General features: G+C 68.6%; 17 protein-coding genes. 10 read left to right on the forward strand and 7 right to left on the reverse strand.

Annotated elements, in window-relative coordinates:
• Positions 1-197 precede the first annotated feature (197 nt).
• Positions 198-1,490, forward strand: coding sequence for an acetyl-CoA C-acetyltransferase (locus ACQEVO_RS31715; protein WP_432920092.1), 1,293 nt, complete (start codon positions 198-200; stop codon positions 1,488-1,490).
• 637 nt (positions 1,491-2,127) lie between these two features.
• On the opposite strand, the gene gnd is transcribed toward ACQEVO_RS31715, so the two are convergent.
• Positions 2,128-3,159 (reverse strand): phosphogluconate dehydrogenase (NAD(+)-dependent, decarboxylating), encoded by a 1,032-nt coding sequence (gnd, locus tag ACQEVO_RS31720; protein ID WP_432920093.1) that lies wholly within the window; start codon positions 3,157-3,159, stop codon positions 2,128-2,130.
• Positions 3,160-3,534: 375 nt separating this feature from the next.
• Here gnd and ACQEVO_RS31725 point away from each other — a divergent pair, with 375 nt between their 5' ends.
• Complete coding sequence (locus tag ACQEVO_RS31725) at positions 3,535-6,120, forward strand: VanW family protein (protein WP_432920094.1); 2,586 nt, start codon at positions 3,535-3,537, stop codon at positions 6,118-6,120.
• A gap of 255 nt (positions 6,121-6,375) precedes the next feature.
• Here the strand turns inward: ACQEVO_RS31725 and ACQEVO_RS31730 are convergent, their stop codons facing one another.
• The 3 genes from ACQEVO_RS31730 to ACQEVO_RS31740 all read right to left on the reverse strand — a co-directional run bounded on the left by ACQEVO_RS31730 (position 6,376) and on the right by ACQEVO_RS31740 (position 11,171).
• The gene (locus tag ACQEVO_RS31730; RefSeq protein WP_432920095.1) at positions 6,376-7,470 is read right to left on the reverse strand and encodes a DUF4185 domain-containing protein; all 1,095 of its coding nucleotides are present in this window, start codon (positions 7,468-7,470) and stop codon (positions 6,376-6,378) included.
• Positions 7,471-7,508: 38 nt separating this feature from the next.
• On the reverse strand, positions 7,509-8,963 hold the full coding sequence (rox, locus tag ACQEVO_RS31735) for a rifampin monooxygenase (protein ID WP_432920096.1): 1,455 nt from the start codon (positions 8,961-8,963) through the stop codon (positions 7,509-7,511).
• 372 nt (positions 8,964-9,335) lie between these two features.
• Positions 9,336-11,171 carry an acyl-CoA dehydrogenase gene (locus ACQEVO_RS31740; protein ID WP_432923227.1) on the reverse strand — a complete coding sequence of 612 codons (1,836 nt, stop codon included), beginning with the start codon at positions 11,169-11,171 and terminating at the stop codon, positions 9,336-9,338.
• A 414-nt stretch (positions 11,172-11,585) separates the two neighbouring features.
• Here ACQEVO_RS31740 and ACQEVO_RS31745 point away from each other — a divergent pair, with 414 nt between their 5' ends.
• Positions 11,586-12,185 (forward strand): alpha/beta hydrolase family protein, encoded by a 600-nt coding sequence (locus tag ACQEVO_RS31745; protein ID WP_432920097.1) that lies wholly within the window; start codon positions 11,586-11,588, stop codon positions 12,183-12,185.
• Positions 12,186-12,384: 199 nt separating this feature from the next.
• On the opposite strand, the gene ACQEVO_RS31750 is transcribed toward ACQEVO_RS31745, so the two are convergent.
• Positions 12,385-13,044 (reverse strand): class I SAM-dependent methyltransferase, encoded by a 660-nt coding sequence (locus ACQEVO_RS31750; protein ID WP_432920098.1) that lies wholly within the window; start codon positions 13,042-13,044, stop codon positions 12,385-12,387.
• A gap of 69 nt (positions 13,045-13,113) precedes the next feature.
• Positions 13,114-14,196: a DUF4185 domain-containing protein gene (locus tag ACQEVO_RS31755; protein ID WP_432920099.1), complete on the reverse strand. Its 1,083-nt coding sequence runs from the start codon at positions 14,194-14,196 to the stop codon at positions 13,114-13,116.
• A gap of 334 nt (positions 14,197-14,530) precedes the next feature.
• Here ACQEVO_RS31755 and ACQEVO_RS31760 point away from each other — a divergent pair, with 334 nt between their 5' ends.
• Together ACQEVO_RS31760 and ACQEVO_RS31765 are read left to right on the forward strand one after the other, a co-directional pair.
• Positions 14,531-16,051: an acetyl-CoA acetyltransferase gene (locus tag ACQEVO_RS31760; RefSeq protein WP_432920100.1), complete on the forward strand. Its 1,521-nt coding sequence runs from the start codon at positions 14,531-14,533 to the stop codon at positions 16,049-16,051.
• Positions 16,051-16,815, forward strand: a complete 765-nt coding sequence (locus ACQEVO_RS31765) for a crotonase/enoyl-CoA hydratase family protein (protein ID WP_432920101.1) — start codon at positions 16,051-16,053, stop codon at positions 16,813-16,815. Before ACQEVO_RS31760 ends, ACQEVO_RS31765 begins: the two co-directional genes overlap by 1 nt.
• 35 nt (positions 16,816-16,850) lie before the next feature.
• Here the strand turns inward: ACQEVO_RS31765 and ACQEVO_RS31770 are convergent, their stop codons facing one another.
• On the reverse strand, positions 16,851-17,633 hold the full coding sequence (locus ACQEVO_RS31770) for an alpha/beta fold hydrolase (RefSeq protein WP_432920102.1): 783 nt from the start codon (positions 17,631-17,633) through the stop codon (positions 16,851-16,853).
• Positions 17,634-18,168: 535 nt separating this feature from the next.
• Here ACQEVO_RS31770 and ACQEVO_RS31775 point away from each other — a divergent pair.
• From ACQEVO_RS31775 to ACQEVO_RS31795, 5 genes are all read left to right on the forward strand, one after another.
• A complete protein-coding gene (locus ACQEVO_RS31775) occupies positions 18,169-18,501 on the forward strand; it encodes a hypothetical protein (protein WP_432920103.1) in 333 nt (110 codons plus the stop codon).
• 461 nt (positions 18,502-18,962) lie between these two features.
• On the forward strand, positions 18,963-19,469 hold the full coding sequence (locus ACQEVO_RS31780) for an NADPH-dependent FMN reductase (RefSeq protein WP_432920104.1): 507 nt from the start codon (positions 18,963-18,965) through the stop codon (positions 19,467-19,469).
• A 10-nt stretch (positions 19,470-19,479) separates the two neighbouring features.
• Positions 19,480-19,977 carry a flavin reductase family protein gene (locus tag ACQEVO_RS31785; protein ID WP_432920105.1) on the forward strand — a complete coding sequence of 166 codons (498 nt, stop codon included), beginning with the start codon at positions 19,480-19,482 and terminating at the stop codon, positions 19,975-19,977.
• A 118-nt stretch (positions 19,978-20,095) separates the two neighbouring features.
• Positions 20,096-21,328 carry an MFS transporter gene (locus tag ACQEVO_RS31790; RefSeq protein WP_432920106.1) on the forward strand — a complete coding sequence of 411 codons (1,233 nt, stop codon included), beginning with the start codon at positions 20,096-20,098 and terminating at the stop codon, positions 21,326-21,328.
• Positions 21,325-21,711, forward strand: coding sequence for an ArsR/SmtB family transcription factor (locus tag ACQEVO_RS31795; RefSeq protein ID WP_432920107.1), 387 nt, complete (start codon positions 21,325-21,327; stop codon positions 21,709-21,711). Before ACQEVO_RS31790 ends, ACQEVO_RS31795 begins: the two co-directional genes overlap by 4 nt.
• The last annotated feature ends 12 nt before the right edge of the window (positions 21,712-21,723 follow it).

Here is a 21,723-nt window from a genome sequence, read left to right on the forward strand (position 1 = left end):
GCCGCGGGGTGCCGCCCGCAGTGGCCGACCGCACCCTGACCTGCGGCGCCGGAGCCGGTGTCGACATTGAACTTACTCCGGAGTAAGTTTATCGTAAACCGATCGCGGGCGGGCGACGGCCGCCGCGGCCGGGTACCGCGGCTCCGGGGCCGCAAACACCCGACCCTCTCGCCAACTCGACAACCTGGGAGACCCGAGTGACCACCACACCCCGTTCCACCCGACCGGTCGCCATCCTCGGCGGCAACCGGATTCCGTTCGCCCGCTCCGACAAGGCCTACGCCCAGGCCTCCAACCAGGACATGTTCACCGCGACCCTGGACGGTCTGGTGAGCCGCTTCGGACTGCAGGGCGAACGCCTGGGCATGGTCGCCGGGGGCGCCGTCCTCAAGCGGGTCGGCGAACACGGCATGATCCGCGAGAGCGTGCTCGGCAGCACCCTCAGCCCCTACACCCCCGCCCACGACCTGCAACTGGCCTGCGGCACCGGCCTGCAGGCCGTGGTCACCGTCGGTGACGCGATCGCCGCGGGCCGGATCGAGGCCGGTATCGGCGGCGGCACCGACACCACCTCCGACGCCCCGATCGGGGTCAGCGAGCGGATGCGCGAATGGATGCTGAAGGCCAACCGCGCCCGCACCAACGCCGAGCGCCTCAAGCTGGTGGGCCAGCTCCGCCCCGGAATGATCGGCATCGAGATCCCGCGCAACGCCGAACCGCGCACCGGCCTGTCCATGGGCGAGCACGCCGCGATCACCGCCAAGGAATTCGGTGTCGCCCGCGAAGCGCAGGACGAACTGGCCTACCTGTCGCACAAGCACATGGCCGCCGCCTACGAGCGCGGTTTCTTCGACGACCTGGTGACCCCGTTCCTCGGGCTCACCCGCGACGACAACCTGCGCCCGAATTCGTCGATCGAGAAACTCGCCACCCTCAAACCTGTCTTCGGGGTGAAGCTCGGCGATGCCACCATGACCGCCGGTAACTCGACCCCGCTCACCGACGGCGCCTCGGCCGTCCTGCTGTCCAGCGAGGAATGGGCCGCCGAACGCAGCCTGCCGGTGCTGGCGCATCTGGTGGACAGCGAGGTCGCCGCCGTCGACTACATCCACGGCCCCGACGGCCTGCTGATGGCCCCCACCTACGCGGTACCGCGGATGCTCGCCCGCAACGGCCTCACCCTGCAGGATTTCGACTACTACGAAATCCACGAGGCGTTCGCCTCGGTGGTACTGGCCACCCTGCAAGCCTGGGAGTCGGACCAGTACTGCAAGGAACGGCTGGGTCTCGACGGCGCCCTCGGCCCGATCGACCGCAGCAAGCTCAACGTGAACGGCTCCTCGCTCGCGGCCGGGCACCCCTTCGCCGCCACCGGCGGGCGCATCGTCGCCCAGACCGCCAAGATGCTGGCCGAGAAGGGGTCGGGTCGCGCACTCATCTCCATCTGCGCCGCCGGCGGTCAGGGCGTGGTCGCCATCATCGAACGCTGAATCTTTGGCGCCGCCTTCGGCGCCGCGGGTCCGGGGTCCCCTTGGTCTCGAATCTTCCCTCCTCCGCTTCGCTTCCCCGCTCCGTCAGTCCAGATCCGAGGCGGACCCCGAACCGCTGAGGTGAACTAGACGGGTGTCCTGCGTAGTGGGGCCCGGACTGCGGTGGTGGGGATAGGGGCTGCGGACCCATGTGGCGGAGTTGCAGGGCGATCAGGTGCCCCGATCGAGGGGTCGGGGCACCGTGTGGCCGGGCGGTGAACGGGTCGCCCGCGTTGGGATGGTTGCCGGTGCCGCACGCGCCGAGTGGTGCGAACCGGTCGGCATCGGCGAAGGCGGGAAGTGGACTCGACGGGCAGGTCTTGGGTCGCGGCGCGCCGGCGGCCACCGCAGCGGCGAGATCGGCGAGATCGGATTCGGGTCGGGCAATCGGCGCCGGCGGGAGCAGGGAGCTCGCCGGCGCCGGTGGGTTCGACGCAATGGGAGCCGGGAGTGCAACCGCCGATGGCCGCGGCCATCGGCGCCTGTCCCCCGTGGCGGGTGCGGTCCGGAGCGTGCTGCCGTCGCCTTGTTCCGGCACGCACACACGCACATATGGTTGGGCCTGGCGACGGTGTTCCGCACCGGGCCATCGCCCTTTCTATTCGGTGTGTGGGAGTTCGTGGTGGCCGCCGAAGGCTTCCCGCATGGCGGAGAGGGTTTTGTCGGCGTACTCGGATTCGCCGCGGGAGGCGAAGCGCTGGAACAGGGCGGCGGAGAGCACCGGAGCCGGGACACCGATATCGATCGCGGCGTCCAGGGTCCAGCGGCCCTCACCGGAATCCGAGACCCGGCCGCCGAAGGAATCGAGGTTCGGATCGGCGTAGAGCTGGGCGGCGGTGAGGTCGAGTAACCACGACGCGACCACCGAGCCGCGCCGCCACACCTCGGTGACCTCGGCGATATCGATGTCGTAGCGGTAGTACTCGGGATGTTCGAGCGGTGTCTCCTCGGCGGAGAACTCGCTCGCCGCCCGCCGCCCGTAGTCGGCTTTGTGCAGGATGTTGAGTCCTTCCGCGTACGCGGCCATGGCCCCGTATTCGATGCCGTTGTGCACCATCTTCACGAAATGCCCGGCGCCCGCGGGGCCGCAGTGCAGATAGCCCTGTTCGGCGGCGCTCGGTTCGCCGGAACGTCCCGGCGTGCGCGGGGCGGCATCGACCCCGGGCGCGATCGCGCGTAGCAGCGGCTCGACATGCCGGAACGGTTCTTCCTCGCCGCCGATCATCAGGCAGAAGCCGCGTTCGCGGCCGAAGACTCCGCCGGAGGTGCCGATATCGAGGTAGTGGATACCCAGCGGGCCGAGTTTCGCGGCCCGGGAAATATCGTCGTGGTAGCGGCTGTTGCCGCCGTCTATCACGATATCCCCGGGTTCGAGCAGTTCGGCGAGTTGATCGATCACGGCCCCGGTCGCGCCTGCGGGGATCATCACCCACACCACTCGCGGGGTGTCCAGCAAAGCGATGAACTCCCGCAGGTCGGTGTTGCCGCGGAAGCTCTCGCCGAGTTCCGCGGTGAGATCGGTGAGCACGGTCTCGTGGCGTTCACAACCCACCGCGGTGTGCCCGGCCGCGACGATCCGCCGCACGATATTGGCGCCCATCCGGCCGAGCCCGATCATCCCCAACTGCATCTCACGTCCCCTTTTCCTGGGTAGGAGGTCCGGATCGCACGTCGTAGTCGATTGTGCCCGCCGCCGGGCGAATTTCCGCGCGGCCGGGTGTAACGACCCGTACGCGGCACCGATATACCGGTTGGCTCCGTGTATTCGCCTGACCCCCGACCCGGCGACTACACGGGGCCACTTTGCTGTTCGGACACACCCGCGCAGTGTCACCTGGCCAGACGCCACCGGCCGCCGCGCGGTGTCACAAATGAGTCGCTGTACGGGTCACCCGATGGCGCAGCTGTGATCGATCAGGCACTGAAGATTACAGTTCGGACAACTATCGTTGGCGAAGGCTCGCACCCGCGAGTCCCCGGACATAGCGATTGGGGAGGACGGTTCGTGAGCGGCGAATCGAACACCGGCCGCGGCAGTGGCGAATCGAGCGACGACAGATACGGCCCCGGCCGTGCCCAGCAGTCGCAACCGCCCGTACAACCGAATCCGGCGGATGCCGTCGCGCCCGGCTGGCGCGGCGGCAGTTCGTGGTTGAATCCGGCCGCCGGTGCACCCGGCGCCGATAGCCGGCCTGCCTCCCCAGATTCTGTATCCGAGGGTGGTTCCGCCCAAACCTCCGGCCCCGCAGCCTCCTCGCCGCCCGGCACCGGCTACCCGGCCCCGGCGCCCCGGCCATCCGCCGCCGAACCGCCCGCGCCCGGCCATCCGGCGCACGCGCCCCGTCCGCCCGCCGCCGATTCGCCCACGGCGCCCCACCGGGGGCCGGCTCCTGAACCGCAGCGCCCGCAACCTCAGTGGCCCGCCGCCGATCAGCCCACCGAGATCCACCGGGCACCCGCCGCGGAACCGCAGCGTCCCGGCCCCGATCCGGCGGGCTCGGATTTCGCGACCCAGCAGCTGCCGCGACCGGCTGTCGCGAACCAGGCGCCCGGCGCCTACAGCTCCGCGGGCCCCGAAACCGATGCCCCCACGGAAGTCTTCGATTCCGCCCCGCTCACCGAACGACTGTCCGAGGATCCAGCACCGTGGCCCGCGTATTCCGCGGACACCGCCGCCACCGATGCGCTCGGCGAGCGCGGCCCGGTTCCGCCCCCGCCGCCGAAGGGCCCACGTCCCGGCGGTTCCGGTGGGGACGACGGTTCCGGCGGCCCGCTGTCGGGTGCGCGCACGCTGTTGCGCGATTCCGCGTCCGCCCGGCGGATCCTGCTGGTCGCCGCCGTCGTGTTCGGTATCGCGCTGGTCGGCTATATCGCCGATCTGGTGATGACCTCGGGCAAGGTCCCGCGCGGTGTCGAGGTCGCGGGGGTCGCGATCGGCGGAATGGAACAGGACGCGGCCCGCGCGAAACTGCAGGGCGTGCTCGATGCCCGCTCCGGTGAAGTCGTTCCCGTGAAGATCGCCGATGTGCAGACCCAGCTGGTGCCCGGCGCCGCCGGTCTGGGCGTGGACTGGGCGGGTACCTGGGACCGGGTGGGCGGCCAGCCGCTGAACCCCGCCGCCCGGCTGCTGTCCTTCGTCGCGACGCGCGAGGTGACGGTGGCCAGCACGGTCGACGAGGCCGCGCTCACCCGTACCTTCGACGAACTGCGGGTGCACGATCAGCCGCCGGTGGAGGGCGGTATCGCCTTCGAGGGCACCCGCCCGGTCGCCGTGAACCCGGTTCCCGGCCGGATCCTGGATCTGGCCGCGGCGCGCACGGTGCTCACCGATCGGTGGGCGACCGCGAGCACCCTGGATCTGCCCGTCACGCCCGCGCCGCCGGCGGTCCGCCGCGACGCCATCGAAGCGGCACTGCACCAGATCGCGGAACCGGCCGTGAGTGCGCCGGTCGCGTATTCGGGTAAGGGCAACGCGACCGCGACCCTGAACCCCGAGCAGATTGCCGCGATCGTGAGTTTCGTGCCGGACGGTCACGGTGGCCTGCGGGTCGAATTCGATCACAAGGTGGCGCAGGATCTGCTCGCGCCGCAGCTCGCCCCGACCGAGGTCGAGCCCAAGGACGCGACGTTCACCTTCTCCGGTGCCCCCACGGTGGTACCCGCCGTGGTCGGCGACAAGATCAACTGGGCGAAATCGCTGGAACAGTTGCCGGCGATGCTGGCCGCCGCCGGTGCCCCGCGCACCACCCCGGCGATCTACGAGCGCATCGAACCGAAACTCACCACCCAGGCCGCGGAATCCCTCGGCATCACCGAGGTGGTGGGTGAGTTCACCACCAGCGGTTTCTCGGGCCCGTCCGGGGTGAACATCCGCACGGTCGCCCAGGAAGTGAACGGCGCCGTCGTCAAGCCCGGCGACACTTTCTCGCTCAACGGGCATACGGGTCACCGCGGCGCCGCCGAGGGATACGTGGAATCCGGCATCATCGACCACGGCCGTCCCAGTAAGGCGGTCGGCGGCGGGATCAGCCAGTTCGCCACCACCCTCTACAACGCGGCGTACTTCGCCGGGCTCGAGGACGCCGGCCATACCGAGCACAGCTACTACATCTCCCGCTACCCGGCCGCCCGGGAGGCCACCGTTTTCGACGGCGCCATCGATCTACAGTTCCGCAACAACTCCCCGCACGGTGTCTACATCCAGGCCTTCGCCGACAGTTCCGAGGTGACGGTGCGGATCTGGGGTACCAAAACCGTGAACGTCGAATCGATCACCGGCGAGAAAACCAAGCCGACCGAACCGGAAACCATCACCCTGCCCGCGGGCGACGACTGCATCGCCTCCACGGGAGCCCCCGGTTTCACGATCTCCGATACCCGGGTGATCACCGATATCAACACGGGCCAGGAAATCTCCCGGCACACCCGGACGGTCAAATACGACCCGGTTCCCGAGGTGAAATGCGTTTCCCCGGACGACGAGAAATCGGACGAGGAATCACCCGAGACCACCACCCCGGCCCCGACGACAACACCGAGCAGCGGTAACGAAGGCAGCCGCCCCACCACGAACCGGGCCGGAAACCGCTGATTCCGCCGCCCGAGGGGTGCCGGGTGTTCCCGCTCGGGTAGGCCGGCAGCGGCGGACCCGGCACAAGATCCGGCGCGCCGCCGAAGTCCGGACGCGACCTCGTCACCGTCCCTTCAGGGCTGACGAGGCCGGGCCCTGGCCGAACCGCCAGCGGCCGTCGCACCGGAGGCGGCCCGTCCCACAACATCTGCCGCAGCCGGTGGCCTTCCGGAAACTTGCCCGGGCTCCGGCGCGACCGGTTGGTGAGGCGCCCGCTTACAGCGGTGTGCGCATCAGCAGGACGTTGTACTGCCGGTGCACCGTGAGCAGGAAGTACAGGTCGCTACCCGTCTGATACGGGAAGATCATGGGTGCGTAGGCGGTGGGCAGCGCGGCGGCTTCCAGCAGTACCCGGGGTGTGCTCCAGGGGCCCTGCGGGGAGTCCGCGGTGCGCAGGACCACCGAATTGTGTGGATCGGTCGTCAGCATGACGAACTTGCGCAGGTGATCGTTCCACTGCACCGACAGCTCGGCCACACCTTCGACGATCGGTACCGCCGCCAGCGGATCGTTCACCTTCCAGCCGCGGCCGTCCCAGTACTCGTAGGCATCGATATTCGCGATCTCCGCCTCGCGCACCCGGGAGACGAAGCCGGGGTTGCCGCGTCCCGCCGGGGTGCCGTACCGGTACACGTAGCCGTCGTCCTTCACGAACGCGTTCTGCTGGAAACGTTCGTGGCCGCCGACATTCGCCCGGCGGGTGGTCGGCAGTTGCGCCCAGGTGCGCCCGCCGTCACCGGACGAGGCGAGGGTGGAGAAGTTCGTGGTCCACTTGCCGTGGTCTCCCCACTCCTTCACCGACATCATGCTCATGTACTGCACCCCGCCCACCGCGATCCCGGCGGTGGGGATCAGGCTGATCTCGATACCCGGAATCTTGGGGCTGGGCAGCGGGTTCGGGGTGGCGCCGTCGAAGACGATGCCCTGCGCCGGGTACTTGGTGTGGCTGTAGAAGATCACATTGCTCGTCCAGGCCCACACACTGCCGGCCAGCAGATTCGGAACCCCCAGCCCCGCGGAATCGCCGAACGCCGTCAGCATGGTGCCGGCCCCGTCGTCCCACATCACCCCGAGATCGGTGCCGAGGACGTTCACCTTCTCGGTCCTGTTGGGGCTGTCCATCCCGGTCACCTGGTAGACGGCCTGGGTTTCGCCCGGCAGCGGCGGCAGGCCCCGGGGCTCCCCGTTGATCCCGGGAATGGGATTCACATTGTTGGGATCCGCGGCGGCCGGACCGGCCAAGACGAGCGCCGCGGCGGCACCCATGACCCCGGCGCGCACTAGTACGGACAGCGGGCGGCGGCGAGTCATTCTCGGTGTCCTCCTGCGGAGCTGCGCGGTTCTGCAGGCTATCTTGCCACGGCGGTGGTGCCCGCGTGCCCGACCGCGGCACCGAACCACCGAGGTATCCGGTCGAGCAGTTCCTGCTGATCGTCGCCGGCCCAGGCCACGTGCCCGTCGGGTCGCAGGAGGACGGCGGGCACATCGAGTTGTGCGCCGGGGTCGGCGATATGGTCGATCCGGTCGGCCCACCCCGCGACGGACAGCCGGCCGGTCCGGTCGAGCAGCAGACCGCGGCCGCTGTGCATCCGTTCGTAGAGGCGGCCGTGGGTGAGTTCGATATCGCGGAGCCGCCGGCCGAGCAGGTCCGGCCCGGCGCCGAAGTCGTAACGGATATCGAGCGCGGTGATCTTCGCCAGCAGGAACCGGGTGACCTCCGGGAAGTCCATCAGTTCCGACAGCAACTCGCGCACCGCCCGCGGACCCGGCTCGGTGGACAGCAACTCGGACTGTGCCCGGGTGTTCACCAGCACGCCGGCGGCCACCGGATGTCGTTCGGTGTGATAGCTGTCCAGCAGGCCGTCCGGGGCCCAGCCCGCGAGCTCGGCGGCGAGTTTCCAGCCCAGGTTGACGGCGTCCTGGACGCCGAGGTTGAGACCCTGCCCGCCCAGCGGCGGATGGATATGTGCCGCGTCCCCGGCCAGCAGCACCCGTCCGGTCCGGTAGCGTTCGGCCAGCCGCGTGGCGTCGCCGAACCGGGACAACCGGCGCGGTGCGTGCACCCCGAAATCGGTGCCGGCGTAGGCACGTAACTGCTCGGAGAATTCGGCCAGGGTCGGTGGAACCGAGCGATCGGCGGCCACTCCCGCCGCGGGCACTCCCACGCGATACAGATCGTCACCGAGCGGCATCAGGCCGAACCGGTGTTCGGTCTTGCGTACCTCGGTCATCACCGTGGTGATGGTGTCCGGGGATGCGGTGACCGCCATTTCGCCCAGCAGCACGTCGGTGGTGGACGGCTCGCCCGGGAATTCCACGCCGAGCAGTTCACGGACCGTGCTGCGGCCGCCGTCGCAGCCGACGAGATAGCGGGCCCGCAGCCGGGTGCCGTCGGCGAGTTCGGCGGTGACACCGGCTTCGTCCTGGTCCAATCCGGTGAGTTCGCGGCCGCGCCGGATCTCGGCGCCGAGTTCGGCGGCGCGTTCGGCGAGCAGGCGATCGGTCACCGGCTGGGGGATACCGAGAATGTAGTGGTGGGCGGTGTCGAGCCCGCCGGGGATGGGTTTACTGATACCGGCGAAATGACTGCCGAGGGGATACCGGGTTCCGTGCGCGAGAAACCGGTCCAGCAAGCCCCGCTGGTCCATGATCTCGATACTGCGCACGTGCAGTCCGGTGCCGCGGATGAATTCGGACGGTTCGGCTTCCTTCTCCAGCACGACCACGTGCACGCCGTGCAATCGCAATTCCGACGCCAGCATCATGCCCGTGGGCCCACCGCCGGTAATGATCACATCGAACATGAACTGCCCATCTCTCGAAATCCGTGCCGGTTCGCGCCCGCACCGCCGCGGCCGGTGATACTTCGCGGGACCCGGGGTTTCCGCAGCTACCGGCGGTAGCCGGAGGTAGCGGACCGGGTCCGGCGGGCAATTCTGCGGCACGACCGGGGTCTTGCCGCAAGACCCCCTGTGCGATATACGTTGAAGTGGGGGGAAGTTCTGCGCCGCATTTTCACGTTCGGTGCCCCATCAGAGTTCTCCGCTGCGTTCGCACTTCGGCCACTCGTCGCTTCGGTAGCGCACTCTCGAACGATCTCCAGAACTGCGGTGCCCATAAAAAAGCCGGCGGCCCGGAGAATTCCGGGCCGCCGGCGAGAGCCGAGTCCTATCGGATCAGAAGGCCGCTTCGTCCAGCTCCATGATGTCGTTGTCGAGGTTCGACAGGATGGTGCGAGTGGCGGTCAGCTCCGGCAGGATATTGCGGGCGAAGAACTGCGCGACGCCCACCTTGCCCTGGTAGAAGGCCTTGTCCGCACCGTCGGCACCGGCGTCCAGCGCGGCCCCGGCGACCTCGGCCTGGCGCAGCAGCTGCCAGCCGATCAGCAGATCGCCCACCGAGAGCAGGAAGCGCACCGAACCCAGGCCCACCTTGTACAGCTCGTCGCTCTGCTCCTGCGCACCCATCAGGTGGCCGGTGAGCGTGGCGGCCATGGCCTGCACATCCTCGAGCGCGGTGGCCAGCAGCTTGCGCTCGGCCTTGAGCCGGCCGTTGCCCGCCTCCGAGTCGATGAACTTCTGGATCTGGCCGGCCACATGGGCCAGCGCGACCCCGCGGTCACGGGCGATCTTGCGGAAGAAGAAGTCCTGTGCCTGGATGGCGGTGGTGCCTTCGTACAGCGAGTCGATCTTGGCGTCGCGGATGTACTGCTCGATCGGGTAGTCCTGCAGGAAGCCGGAACCGCCCAGGGTCTGCAGCGATTCGGTCAGGTACTGGTAGGCCCGCTCGGAACCCACGCCCTTCACGATCGGCAGCAGCAGATCGTTGACCCGGGCGGCGGTATCGGCGTCGGCACCGGAGACGGCCGCGGCGACGTCGGCGTCCTGATGGGCCGCGGTGTACAGGTACACCGCACGCAGGCCCTCGGCGTACGCCTTCTGGGTGGCCAGGCTGCGCCGGACATCCGGGTGGTGGGTGATGGTGACCCGCGGCGCGGTCTTGTCCGTCATCTGGGTGAGGTCGGCGCCCTGGACGCGCTGCTTGGCGTAGTCGAGCGCGTTGAGGTAGCCGGTGGACAGGGTCGCGATGGCCTTGGTGCCCACCATCATCCGCGCGTGCTCGATGACCTCGAACATCTGCGCGATGCCCTGGTGCACCTCGCCCACGAGCCAGCCCTTGGCCGGGATGCCGTGGCCACCGAAGGTGACCTCACAGGTGGCCGAAACCTTCAGGCCCATCTTGTGCTCGACATTGGTGACGAAGACGCCGTTGCGCTCGCCCAGTTCACCGGTTTCGTGGTCGAAGTGGAACTTCGGTACGAAGAACAGCGAAAGACCCTTGGTGCCGGGGCCGGCGCCCTCGGGGCGGGCCAGCACCAGGTGCATGATGTTCGGGAAGAGGTCGTCGGAATCGGCCGAGGTGATGAAGCGTTTCACGCCCTCGATATGCCAGGAGCCGTCTTCCTGCCGGACCGCCTTGGTGCGGCCCGCGCCGACGTCGGAGCCGGCATCGGGCTCGGTGAGCACCATGGTGGCGCCCCAGCCCTGCTCGACGGCGATCTTGGCCCACTTCTTCTGCTCTTCGGTGGCGTTGTTGTAGAAGATGTTGGCGAACCCGGGGCCGGCGGCGTACATGAAGGCCGCGGGCTGCGCGCCGAGGATCAGTTCGGCGATGGCCCAGTAGGCGGTGCGCGGGATATCGATACCGCCCAGTTCGGGGTCGACGGAGAAGGTGTCCCAGCCGCCTTCCTGGAGGGTCCGGTAGCTCTTCTTGAACGACTCGGGGAGGGTGACCGTATGGGTTTCCGGGTCGAAGACCGGCGGATTGCGGTCGGCATCGGCGAAGGATTCACCCAGCGGGCCTTCGGCCAGGCGACGCACCTCGTTGAGCATCTCCTTGACGGTGTCGGTGTCCAGGTCGCCGTAGGCGCCGGACTCCAGGATGCTGCCCAGTCCGAGGACCTCGAAGAGGTTGAACTCCAGGTCGCGGACGTTGCTCTTGTAATGACCCATTGTGATACTCACTCTCCGTTGAGTCGGGTGCGGTCGGTGTGGTTAGCCGTTCCCGCCCGTTGTTGCCACCGGGTAGCTACCGGCACGCGGCAGGCTACTCGCGGGTAACTTACCCAATATATTACCGACGGGTAAGGCGGTCGGCAAAGGCTTGTGCGGCAATGTGACGCGCGGAACAGATCGCAACCCGGTGACCTGCGGAAATGGCGTTTTCACGGGAGCAACAGAGCTGATCACGGTCGCGTCTCCGGCGCGGGGTGCCCGGTTACGGGCGGTGATTCCAGCCTCCTTCACGGGCCACCCGAACCCCCTCTCATCAGCAGGTTGTGTATCGCCCCGTGCCGTGAACGGCGTAATGCGACGCCCGCGGGCCGGATTGCGGCGGACCCGATCCAGGACTCGTTAGGGTGAGGTGTGCGGATCGAGACGAGCGCCGGCCCCGCCGAGGCCGAGATCGACCACCCGGACGACCCGGCGTTCCTGCTGGTCTTCACCCACGGCGCCGGTGGCGGCGTGGACAGCCGGGACATCCTGACCGTCCGCGATACCGCGCTGGCCGCGGGTGGGGTGGTGGCCCGGGTGCTGCAGCCCTATCGAGTTGCCGGGCGCCGCGCTCCGGGTAAACCGGAACCGCAGGACAAATCCTGGATAGAGCTGGTTACCGCGCTGCGCTCCGAGCTCGGCCCCGATCTGCCGCTGGTGCAGGGTGGGCGCAGCAACGGGGCGCGGGTGGCCTGCCGGACGGCCGGCGAGCTCGGCGCCCGCGGGATCGTGGCGGTGTCGTTCCCGCTGCATCCGCCCGGGAAACCCGAGAAGTCCCGCCGCGAGGAATTACTGGCGGCCGCGCCCATCGACGTAGTGGTGATCAACGGCGGCAGCGACCCCTTCGGAATTCCCGCCCCGGCCGACGCGGCGGAGGTCCGGGTGATTCCCGGCCAGGCGCACTCGTTCACCAAAGGGTTCGACACGATCGCCGAAACCCTCGCTCCCTGGTTCCGGCGCTGGGGCGGCTGAGGATTGCGGTTTGCCCGCCCGTCGTCATCGGCGCGGCCGAATGGGTGCGATCTTCGGGTGCATCGATGAGTGCACGCGCAGCGAAAGGGGCCTGTCCCGGGTACTCCGGCCCCGCATCGCTTCCGCGGGCCGGCGTGTGGCTGCGAATGAATATAGGGGCGCCGTGGGCCGAGTGGTGCCGCGGCCGTGGGAGTCCGTGTTACTCGACAGGCTTGGTGGCGACGACGAGGGCGTCGATCGCGTCACCGTTCTCGGTCGGCCGCAGCACCTGCTGAGCGGTATCGATCTGCACACCACTGTCGTCGCCCAGGTCGGCAACCACGTCGCCGGGCGTGAACAGGATCGCCGGATCCTGCGGGCCGCCGTGCCCCCGTTCGGGATTCGCGCTGTCGTGGCCCAGGACCAGCAGCATCCCGCCGGGGGTGAGCAGGTTCGCCGACTGCCGGACCATCTCGCGGCGCTGCGCCGCCGGTAGATGCAGGAACACCATCAGAACCAGTTCGTACGGACCCCCGATATCCACCCCCGGCTCGGTCAGATCGGCGCACTGCCAGGTGATCCGTTCCCGGATCGACCGGGTGAGCCGGGTTGCGACGGTTCGCCCCTTATCGATCCCGACCTGAGAGAAATCCACCGCGTGCACCTGCCAGCCGTGCGTGGCCAGCCACAGTGCGTTCCGGCCCTCACCGCAGGCCAGATCCAGCGCGCGGGGGAATTCGGGTATCTCGCCGTCCGGGCCCGGCAGGCGCGGTACCCGCCGGTCCAGTCCGTGCACGAACTCCACCACCGTGTTGTTCGGCGGTGCGCCCCAGACCAGTTCGCTCTGCACGTACCGTGCATCCCACTCCGCCGCGTCCATACCGCAAGTGTATGGGGGGTGTGCCGGGCGGCGGCGCCGAGTTCGGCGAAGTCCGCGCCGCCGCCGGACCTACAAACGTGTGCGCATCAAGACGACGTTGTACTGGTTGTGGACCGTGGTGAGGAAGTACAGTTCGTCGCCGGTCTGGTACGGGAAGATCGACGGGGCGTAGGCCGTCGGGAGTTCCCGGGCGTCGATCAGTACCCGGGGCGGGCTCCACGGGCCTTGCGGGGCGGGAGCCGTGCGCATGACCACCGAATTGAACGGGTCGGTCGTGAGTGAAACATATTGGCCCAGATAGTCGTTCCACATCACCGACAATTCCCCGACCCCGTGCATGATCGGCTGGGCGGCATTCACGTCACCGTGTTTCCAGGCGCCACCGTCCCAGTATTCGTAGGCACCCAGATTCTGGATATCGGCTTCGCGGACCCGGGATACGTACGCGGGGTTATCGCGGCCGGAGGCCGTACCGTAGACATAGACGAAGCCGCCGTCCTTGGCGAAGGCATTCATCTGGAAATTACGATTACCGCCCTCGTTGGGCCGGCGGGTGAAAGTGAGGTCGGCCCAGGTTTCGCCGTTGTCGGCGGAGGCGGCCAGACCGGAGTAATTGGTTGTCCATTCTCCCGGGGTGTCCCAGGTTTTCACCGACATCAGGCTCATGTATTGGACGCCGTTCACCGAGATACCGGCGGTCGGGATCCGGCTGATCTCCAGGAAGGGGATTTTCGGGCTGGGGATCAGATCACGGGCCTGGCCGAAGACATCGCGAACCACACTGTCGAAGTAGATGCCGTGCCGGGGGTCGCGGGTATGGCTGCGGACCAGCACATTGCTGCGCCACGCCCACATACTGCCGGACAGCAGGTTGGGGAATCCGACACCGGCGGTATCGCCGAAGGCGGTGAGCATTTCGCCGTGCCCGTTGTCCCACATGATGCCCAGATCGGTACCGAGCATGTTGTAGTTGTGGGTGCCGTTCGGGCTGGCCATACCGGTTACCTGGAAAACCGCCCGGGTGGCTCCGTGCAATTGCGGGAGCCCGGTGGTGCCGTTCAGCACGGGAATGGGGTTGATGGCGTTGGGATTCGCCGTGGCCGGTGCGGTGGCCGCGAGTATTGCGGCCGATGCGCCCGCCAGCAAAGACATCAGTATGGATCCGGTTCTTTTCAAGTCCGTCGGACCTCCGGGTTGCGTCGAAAATCGCCGCGGAAATACGGGGGAATCTCGGGATCTGATACACGGCTCGATTCGACTGGCTGGCAGATCGCGGTCATGTTAGCAGTGGATATGGGCTGTTCAGAGGTAATGAGCAGCGGTTCCGTGATGGTGTCATGGCTGCGACCGGAGTTGTTGCTGATTTGTCACCAGGAACGACACCGGCCGGATAGCTGTCCGTGGGCGCCGTAGACCGCTCCATGGTCTAATCGAGAAGTTAACCGCGCATTTCAGCGGGTTACTTCAGCGAGGAAGCGGAGGACGTATGCTGCCAGCCGGAATGGACCCGCGCACACCGGTGCTCGTCGGAGTCGGTCAGATCGTGCACCGGTCCGGTGAACCAGGTCTGCCGGGACCTGTCGAACTGGCGGCCGAGTCGTTGCGCCGAGCGGGTGCCGACAGCGGTACCGGCGACGCGCTGCTGCGTTCGGCCGATGTGGTCGCCTCGGTGGCCACGGTGACCCGCACCTACCCCGATATGGCCGCCCTGGTGGCGGCCGAGCTCGGCGCGAGCCCCAAACGCACCTGGCAGTCGGCGCCCTACGGTGGTGACGCGCCGCAGCGTCTGCTCAACCTGCTGGGCCGACAGATCGCCGAGGGCAAGGCCGATATCGCGCTGATCTGCGGGGCGGAATCGGTGGCCTCGTGGACCGCCGCCAAACGTGCCGGTACGGATCCGGGCTGGCCGGTGCAGGACGAGAACGCCGCGCCTGACGAGATCGTCGGCGCCGATGCCGCGCCGAACACCGATATGGAGACCGGCGCCGGCCTATGGGGCCCGATCTACATGTACGCGCTGATGGAATCGGCCATGCGCAACCGGCTCGGGTTGGACGAGGCCACCCACCTGGCCCGTATCGGCGGGCTCTGGTCCCGGTTCTCCGAGGTGGCCGCCCGTAACCCCTATGCGTGGCTACCTGCGGCCCGGAGCGTGGCCGACCTCGTCACCACCGGCCCCGACAACCGGATGGTCTCCACCCCGTACCCGAAGCTGCTGATGGCGAATCTGACCGTCGACCAAGGTGCGGGCCTCATCCTGTGCAGCGCCGCGGCGGCGGACGCGGCCGGAGTGCCTCGGGAGCAGTGGGTTTTCCCGCACGGCGGCGCCACCGCCACCGAGACCTGGTACGTCTCCGAACGCACCGATCTGGCCGCGTCCCCGGCGATCGCCGCGGCCGGGCGGGCGGCGCTCGGCGGTGCGGGTATCGGAATCGACGATATCGCCCATATCGACCTGTACTCGTGCTTCCCGGTGGCCGTCCAGGTGGGCGCGGCGGCGCTGGGCCTGCCGATCGACGACCCGGCGCGTCCGCTCACCGTCACCGGTGGCCTGACCTTCGGCGGGGGACCGGGCAACAACTACAGCACCCACGGCATCGCCACCATGGCCGAGATCCTGCGGCGCAACCCCGGCGACTACGGGCTCACCACCGCCCTCGGCTGGTACATCACCAAGCACGGGGTGGGCGTGTACTCGGCGAAACCGCCCGCCGAACTGTTCCGTCCGGTGGAAGCCGAAGTGCCGGAGGCGCGCCGCGATACCGCCCCCGGATACACGGGGCCGGCGGTGATCGAGGCCTACACCGTGCCGCACCGCAAGGGCAGCGCGGGCGACGAAGCCGAATCCGTGGTGGTGAGCGCCTTGAATCCGGCCGGTGCCCGCATACTTGTCCGGGCGACCGACAGTGAAACCATTGCCGCCTGCACCGCCGGTGACCGGCTCGGTGCCGCCATCGAGATCACTGCCGCCGACCGATTCATCCTGCGTAGCGAGAGGACAGCCTGATGACCGACACCGTGCTCCTGGACCGGTGTGATGCGATCACCGTGCTCACCATCAATCGGCCCGCGGCGCGTAACGCCATCGACCTGGCCACAGCAAAGGCGATCGAAGCCGCGCTCGACGAGTTCGAAGCCGACGATTCCGCCCGCGTGCTGGTTCTCACCGGTGCGGACGGAACGTTCAGCGCCGGAATGGATCTCATCGGTATGACCCGCGGCGAGGTGCCGGTGACCGAACGGCGCGGCCCGCTCGGCATCGCGGCGAAACCGCCGGTCAAGCCGATGGTTTCGGCGGTCGAGGGTTTCGCGCTGGCCGGCGGTTTCGAACTGGCCCTCGCCGGTGACCTGATCGTCGCCGCGCGGGACGCGAAATTCGGGATCCCGGAAGTGAAGCGCGGTCTCGTGGCGGCGGCCGGTGGGGTCATGCGGCTCACCCAGCGCCTGCCGCGCAGTATCGCGGCCGAACTGGCGCTGACCGGGGGCCGGATCAGTGCGGAGCGGCTGCATCAGCTGGGTCTGGTCAACCGGGTGACCGAACCGGGTGAGGCGCTGGAGGTCGCGCTGGAACTGGCGGGCGAGATCGCGGCCGCGGCGCCGCTGGCGGTGGCGGCCAGTAAGCGGATCATCGACGAGACCCCCGATTGGAGTACGGCCGAGGGGTTCGCGAAGCAGGGCGAGATCGCCCTTCCCGCACTGGTTTCCAAGGATGCGGCCGAAGGCGCACTCGCGTTCGCGGAGAAGCGCGACCCGGTGTGGCAGGGGCGCTGAGGAAGCCGCTCGCAACATCACGGCTCAGCGTGCGGCTATCCGGCTGATCGCTCGAGTATGACGCGGGCGCAGGCGGCGGGGTCGTCGTAGAACGGCGTATGCCCGCTGCCTTCGAGCGTGACGTGGCGGGCGTGTGGCAGAACCTCGCGGGCGCGCCGGCTCTGGGTCTTGTAGGTGAGCAGGATGTCGCGGTTACCCCAGGCGATCGTCACCGGGAGATCTGCCAGCGCGGCCGGGTCGGCGAGTTTCGCGTCGGTGAACGAATCCAGGGCGGGGGAGAAACCCAGCGAGTTCACGGCGCCGCTGGCGGTGTCCAGGGCGGTCTGTGCGTCGACGGCCCAGGGTTTACCGAAGACCAGGCTCAGGAACATGGCCCGGCCCGCCGGGGTGGCGAGCACCTTAGGCATGGCCGGGCCCAGGAGGCGGCCGAGTTTCTTGGACTGCCCCAGCGATTGCTGACACCAGATCCGGCCGGGCTTGTCCCAGAAGAAGATCGGGGAGAAGGCCGTCACCGAGCGAGCCAGGCCGCGGGCACCGAGGTTCAGGGAGATACCGCCGCCCATGGAGTTCCCGGCGAGGTGGGGCCGGTCGAGCCCCTGGCCGGCCAGGAAATCGGCGAGGGCGTCGGTCAGCGTGTCCACCGTGGTGCGGGGCAGGGGTGCGGAATCGCCGAAACCGGGCAGGTCCACCGCGATCACGTCGAAGTGTTCGGCGAGTGTCCCGATGACCGGTTCCCAGACCTGCCACCTGCTACCGACCCCGTGAACCAGGACGAGGGGTTCACCGCGACCTTCCCGGTGGTGATTGAGGACCGTCATCGTCAGCGCTCCGATCGAGACATGAATGGCGGGATCACACTAACAGCAGGCGGGGAACGTCAGTTGGATTCGGACCGAGTGCGCCCCTGTTCGGACGGGGTCACGTCCGCGGCGCCGCCGATCATCCGGATGGTGAGTCCGGCGATCCTCCCCGGGCCGGTATCTGATCGACACCCCGCACGTCGCTGTCGCCCCGGACGAACTCGGCGCCGGTGAGCGCCACTGCGACCGGCGCAAGAGGGCCTGACGGGTGTTATGACCGGCCGGGCGAGGCATCCATAAGAGACGCGGCATGGTGAATGTCGCTTCCGGCGAGGCTGTTCGTGTCGCGGCTGGCGGACACACGGGGCGACAGGTCCGGATACTCCTGTCGGACCTGCGCCGATACCAGGTGTGAGCCATCTCGAAATATCGTTGCCCGAGTTGCGGCACGAGTGTGACTGCGACTACACACATGCGTGGGCGCCGTACCGGCGATCGTGGACATCCCCGCGGTCCCGCGGCGCCCAGGTGATACATCTGAGAGAGGAACCCGGTGCGGAAGACCCTTTTTGCCGCGACCCTAGTCATTCTGCCGCTGCTGGCGGCCTGCGGTAGCGATACCGAATCCGCGCCCGCGATTTCCGAGGCGGACCTGTCGAAATCCCTGCAGGAGAAAGGTCTCCAGGATCCCGCCTTCGCCGACTGCGCCGCCAAGCTCTACATCGCGGAAGGTATCTCCCAAGACGGCCTGCAGACTATGGTCAGCGATGAATTCGACACTCGGATGGCCGATCCGGAGACCCTGGGCATGAGCCAGGAGGATGCCGACAAGGCCCGCGCCGCGACCAACAAGATCGTCAGCGAATGTCTCGGTAAGGCCGGATAAGCAACTGCGGTTGCCGCCGGGGCGTCGGCGCCCGTTTCCTGGACGATCAGCACCCGCCACCGGGAGTTGGGGGCGCCGGGATCGTATGCGTCGCCGGCGGCGCGGTAGCTCGGCCGGCGACGATCTCGGACACCGAATCCGCTGCCGCGGTCCGGCCGCCACCGGTGCGACGATCTTCCCGGCACCCGGCACCCGGCACCCGGCACCCGGCACCCGGCACCCGGCACCCGGCACCCGGCACCCGGCACCCGGCACCCGGCTATCGGCTATCGGCTATCGGTGAGCTCCGCGGTATGCGCTGCTGTTCGGCAGGGTCGTCGCAGGGATCAGGTGCCGACGGCTCTGCGGACTCGTTCCGATCGCCTCGATCCCAACCCTGGCCCCTGCACTGCCCGGGATGCTGAACTGGATACACAGCACCCAACGATCCCGGCAGCCGCCGGAGGGCAGGAGGCGCCGACGTGACCGTCACCGTGGTGGTCGGTAACCCGAAACCGGCCTCGCGCACCTTGTCCGCGGGTGTCGCGCTCGCCGCGGCCCTGCGCCCCGAGACAGAACCGGCCGTGATCGACCTGGTCGATCTCGGGCCCGGCCTGCTCGGCTGGGGTGATCCGGCGGTAGCCGCCGCCGCCCGCACCGTCGCCGGTTCGGAACTGGTGATCTTTGCCAGCCCCACCTTCAAGGCCACCTACACCGGCTTGCTGAAACTGTTCCTGGAGCAGTTCGACGGTGGTACCGGCCTGGCGGGTGTCGTGGCGGTTCCGCTCATGCTGGGCGCGGGCCCCGCCCACGCGCTCGCTCCGGACCTGCTGCTCAAACCGGTCCTGGTCGAGTTGGGTGCCACCACCGCCCTACCGGGGCTGTACTTGTCCGACCGGACATTCGGCGAGGACGGCGTGCTCACCGCCTACGCCGACCGCTGGCGGCCGGTGGTGCAGGCGTTGTCGACGGTTCCTTCCGTGAAATGAGGGTTGCATCATGAACGAACTCTTCGAAACCCCCGCCGACGGCACCGGTCTGCGCCGGGCATTCGCCAATTTTCCCAGCGGGGTGGTGGCGGTCTGCGCCCGGATCGACGGGAAGCCCGACGGCCTCGCGGTGAGCACCTTCGTCCCGGTCTCCCTGGATCCGCCGCTGGTGTCGTTCTGCATCCAGAACACCTCGTCCACCTGGACACGCCTGGTCCACGCCGGACATCTCGGCCTCAGCCTGCTCGGCACCGACCAGCAGGACGCCGCCCGTTCCCTCGCCTCCCGCGATGGCGACCGTTTCCGCGGCCTCGAAGTGCACGACGGCACCGGCGAAGCGGTATTCATCCAAGGCGCCTCGGTTTGGATCGAAGGCACACCGGAGGCGCACGTCCCCGCTGGCGACCACACGGTGGTCATCCTGCGCATCCACCGCCTGGCGATCCACCCGGGCCGTGAACCCCTGGTATTCCACGGTTCCCGGTTCCGCTTGCTCCGCGCCGTCTGAGCGCGGTCGGCAGCTTCTCGTAGGGAGCGCCCCGCCCGAAGTTACCCCTATACGTGCGCACTTGCGCACGTATAGGGTATTAGTCGGAATGTCGATTCCGGCGAAAGGTGGCGTGGCGATGCTGGAGATCTTGGGCCGACCCGTATTCCGGCGGTTGTTCACCGCGCAGGTAGTGGCGCTCGTGGGAACAGGTCTGTTGACGGTCGCGCTGGGTCTGCTCGCCTACGACCTGGCCGGAGCGGACGCGGGCGCGGTGCTGGCCACGGCGTTGGCGATCAAAATGGTCGCCTATGTCGCGGTGGCGCCGGTGATCGCCGCGCTGACAGATCGGCTGCCGCGGCGGGCGGTGCTGGTCGCCGCCGATATCGCCCGCGCCGCCGTCGCCCTGCTCCTGCCTTTCGTGGATCAGGTCTGGCAGATCTATCTGCTGATCTTCGCCCTGCAGGCGGCTTCGGCGACGTTCACCCCGGCGTTCCAATCACTGATCCCCTCGGTGCTGCCCGACAGCGACGACTACACCCGCGGACTGTCGCTGTCGCGGCTGGCCTACGACCTGGAAGCGGTGCTGTCACCACTGCTGGCGGCCGCGCTGCTCACCGTGCTCGATTACCAGAACCTGTTCGTGGGTACCGTCCTCGGTTTCACCGCCTCGGCGCTGCTGGTCGTATCCACCCCGCTACCGGCTGTTGCGGCGCCGGACCGGACACAACCGCTCACAGCCCGGATCTTCGCGGGCGCCCGCGCGATGATGTCCAGGCCGGTACTGCGCGGGCTGCTCGCGCTGAACCTGGTGGTCGCCGCCGGTACCGGGCTGGTTCTGGTCAACACGGTGGTCTACGTCCGCGACCTGTTGCACGGCACCGATATCGGTGTCGCCGTCGCGCTGGGTTGTTTCGGCGCCGGCTCGATGCTGGTGGCATTGCTGCTGCCGCGTTTGCTCACGGGCCTGCCCGAACGCACGGTGATGCTCACCGGAGCCGTCGCGGTCCCTGCCGGACTGGTCGTCTCCGGTCTGCTACTCGCCGCCGCACCCGGCCCGGTCCTCGGCTGGACGGTTCTCGGGCCGACTTGGGTCGTCCTGGGTGCCGGAGCTGCGCTGATCAGCACACCGGCCGCGCGGCTGCTGCGCGATCACTCGTCCGAACAGGAACGCACGGCCGTGTTCACCGCGCAGTTCTCGCTGTCACACGCGTGTTTTCTGCTCACCTACCCGATCGCCGGATGGGTGGGCGCGCGGGCAGGTCACCCGATCGCCGCTGCGGTGCTGGCCGTCCTGGCTACACTCGCAACCATCACCGCCGCATACCTGTGGCCGGCGCCCCGGCCCGCCACGCCGATCGCGGTCCGATGAAAGTGGTGACCCTGATGGCCGAGCGCGCCAACGACCCCGCGCCCACCGCGGCCAGCCTCACGCACCCGGTCTCCCCGGACCCGGCCCGACTGGAAGCCGCCACCGGCATCTTCCAGATGCTCGCCGACCCCACCCGCCTGCACATCCTCTGGCTGCTCACCCACGGCGAAGCCGATGTCACCGCCCTCATCGACGCCTGCGGCGCCTCCCGCACCGCCGTCAGCCAGCACCTGGCGAAGCTCCGCTTCTCCGGCCTGGTCGACACCCGCAAGGAAGGCCGCCGCGTCATCTACCGCCTCCGCGGCGGCCATCTCGCCCGCCTGGTCGCCGAAGGCATCAATCACGCCGACCACGTCATCACCGGCGAACCCCCACACGAGTAGGGGCCGGGAAGT

The organism is Nocardia sp. CA-290969, assembly GCF_050936135.1.
Classification (GTDB): Bacteria; Actinomycetota; Actinomycetes; order Mycobacteriales; family Mycobacteriaceae; genus Nocardia.

What these genes read in the sequence shown, in the direction of transcription:
- ACQEVO_RS31750 (WP_432920098.1), bottom strand. Translation starts at nt 13,044, where the DNA reads ATGGACGCGGCGGAGTGGGATGCACGGTACGTGCAGAGCGAACTGGTC.
- ACQEVO_RS31770 (WP_432920102.1), bottom strand. Translation starts at nt 17,633, where the DNA reads ATGACGGTCCTCAATCACCACCGGGAAGGTCGCGGTGAACCCCTCGTC.
- ACQEVO_RS31795 (WP_432920107.1), top strand. Translation starts at nt 21,325, where the DNA reads ATGAAAGTGGTGACCCTGATGGCCGAGCGCGCCAACGACCCCGCGCCC.
- ACQEVO_RS31755 (WP_432920099.1), bottom strand. Translation starts at nt 14,196, where the DNA reads ATGTCTTTGCTGGCGGGCGCATCGGCCGCAATACTCGCGGCCACCGCA.
- ACQEVO_RS31790 (WP_432920106.1), top strand. Translation starts at nt 20,096, where the DNA reads ATGCTGGAGATCTTGGGCCGACCCGTATTCCGGCGGTTGTTCACCGCG.
- ACQEVO_RS31785 (WP_432920105.1), top strand. Translation starts at nt 19,480, where the DNA reads ATGAACGAACTCTTCGAAACCCCCGCCGACGGCACCGGTCTGCGCCGG.
- ACQEVO_RS31730 (WP_432920095.1), bottom strand. Translation starts at nt 7,470, where the DNA reads ATGACTCGCCGCCGCCCGCTGTCCGTACTAGTGCGCGCCGGGGTCATG.
- gnd (WP_432920093.1), bottom strand. Translation starts at nt 3,159, where the DNA reads ATGCAGTTGGGGATGATCGGGCTCGGCCGGATGGGCGCCAATATCGTG.
- ACQEVO_RS31740 (WP_432923227.1), bottom strand. Translation starts at nt 11,171, where the DNA reads ATGGGTCATTACAAGAGCAACGTCCGCGACCTGGAGTTCAACCTCTTC.
- ACQEVO_RS31765 (WP_432920101.1), top strand. Translation starts at nt 16,051, where the DNA reads ATGACCGACACCGTGCTCCTGGACCGGTGTGATGCGATCACCGTGCTC.
- rox (WP_432920096.1), bottom strand. Translation starts at nt 8,963, where the DNA reads ATGTTCGATGTGATCATTACCGGCGGTGGGCCCACGGGCATGATGCTG.
- ACQEVO_RS31760 (WP_432920100.1), top strand. Translation starts at nt 14,531, where the DNA reads ATGCTGCCAGCCGGAATGGACCCGCGCACACCGGTGCTCGTCGGAGTC.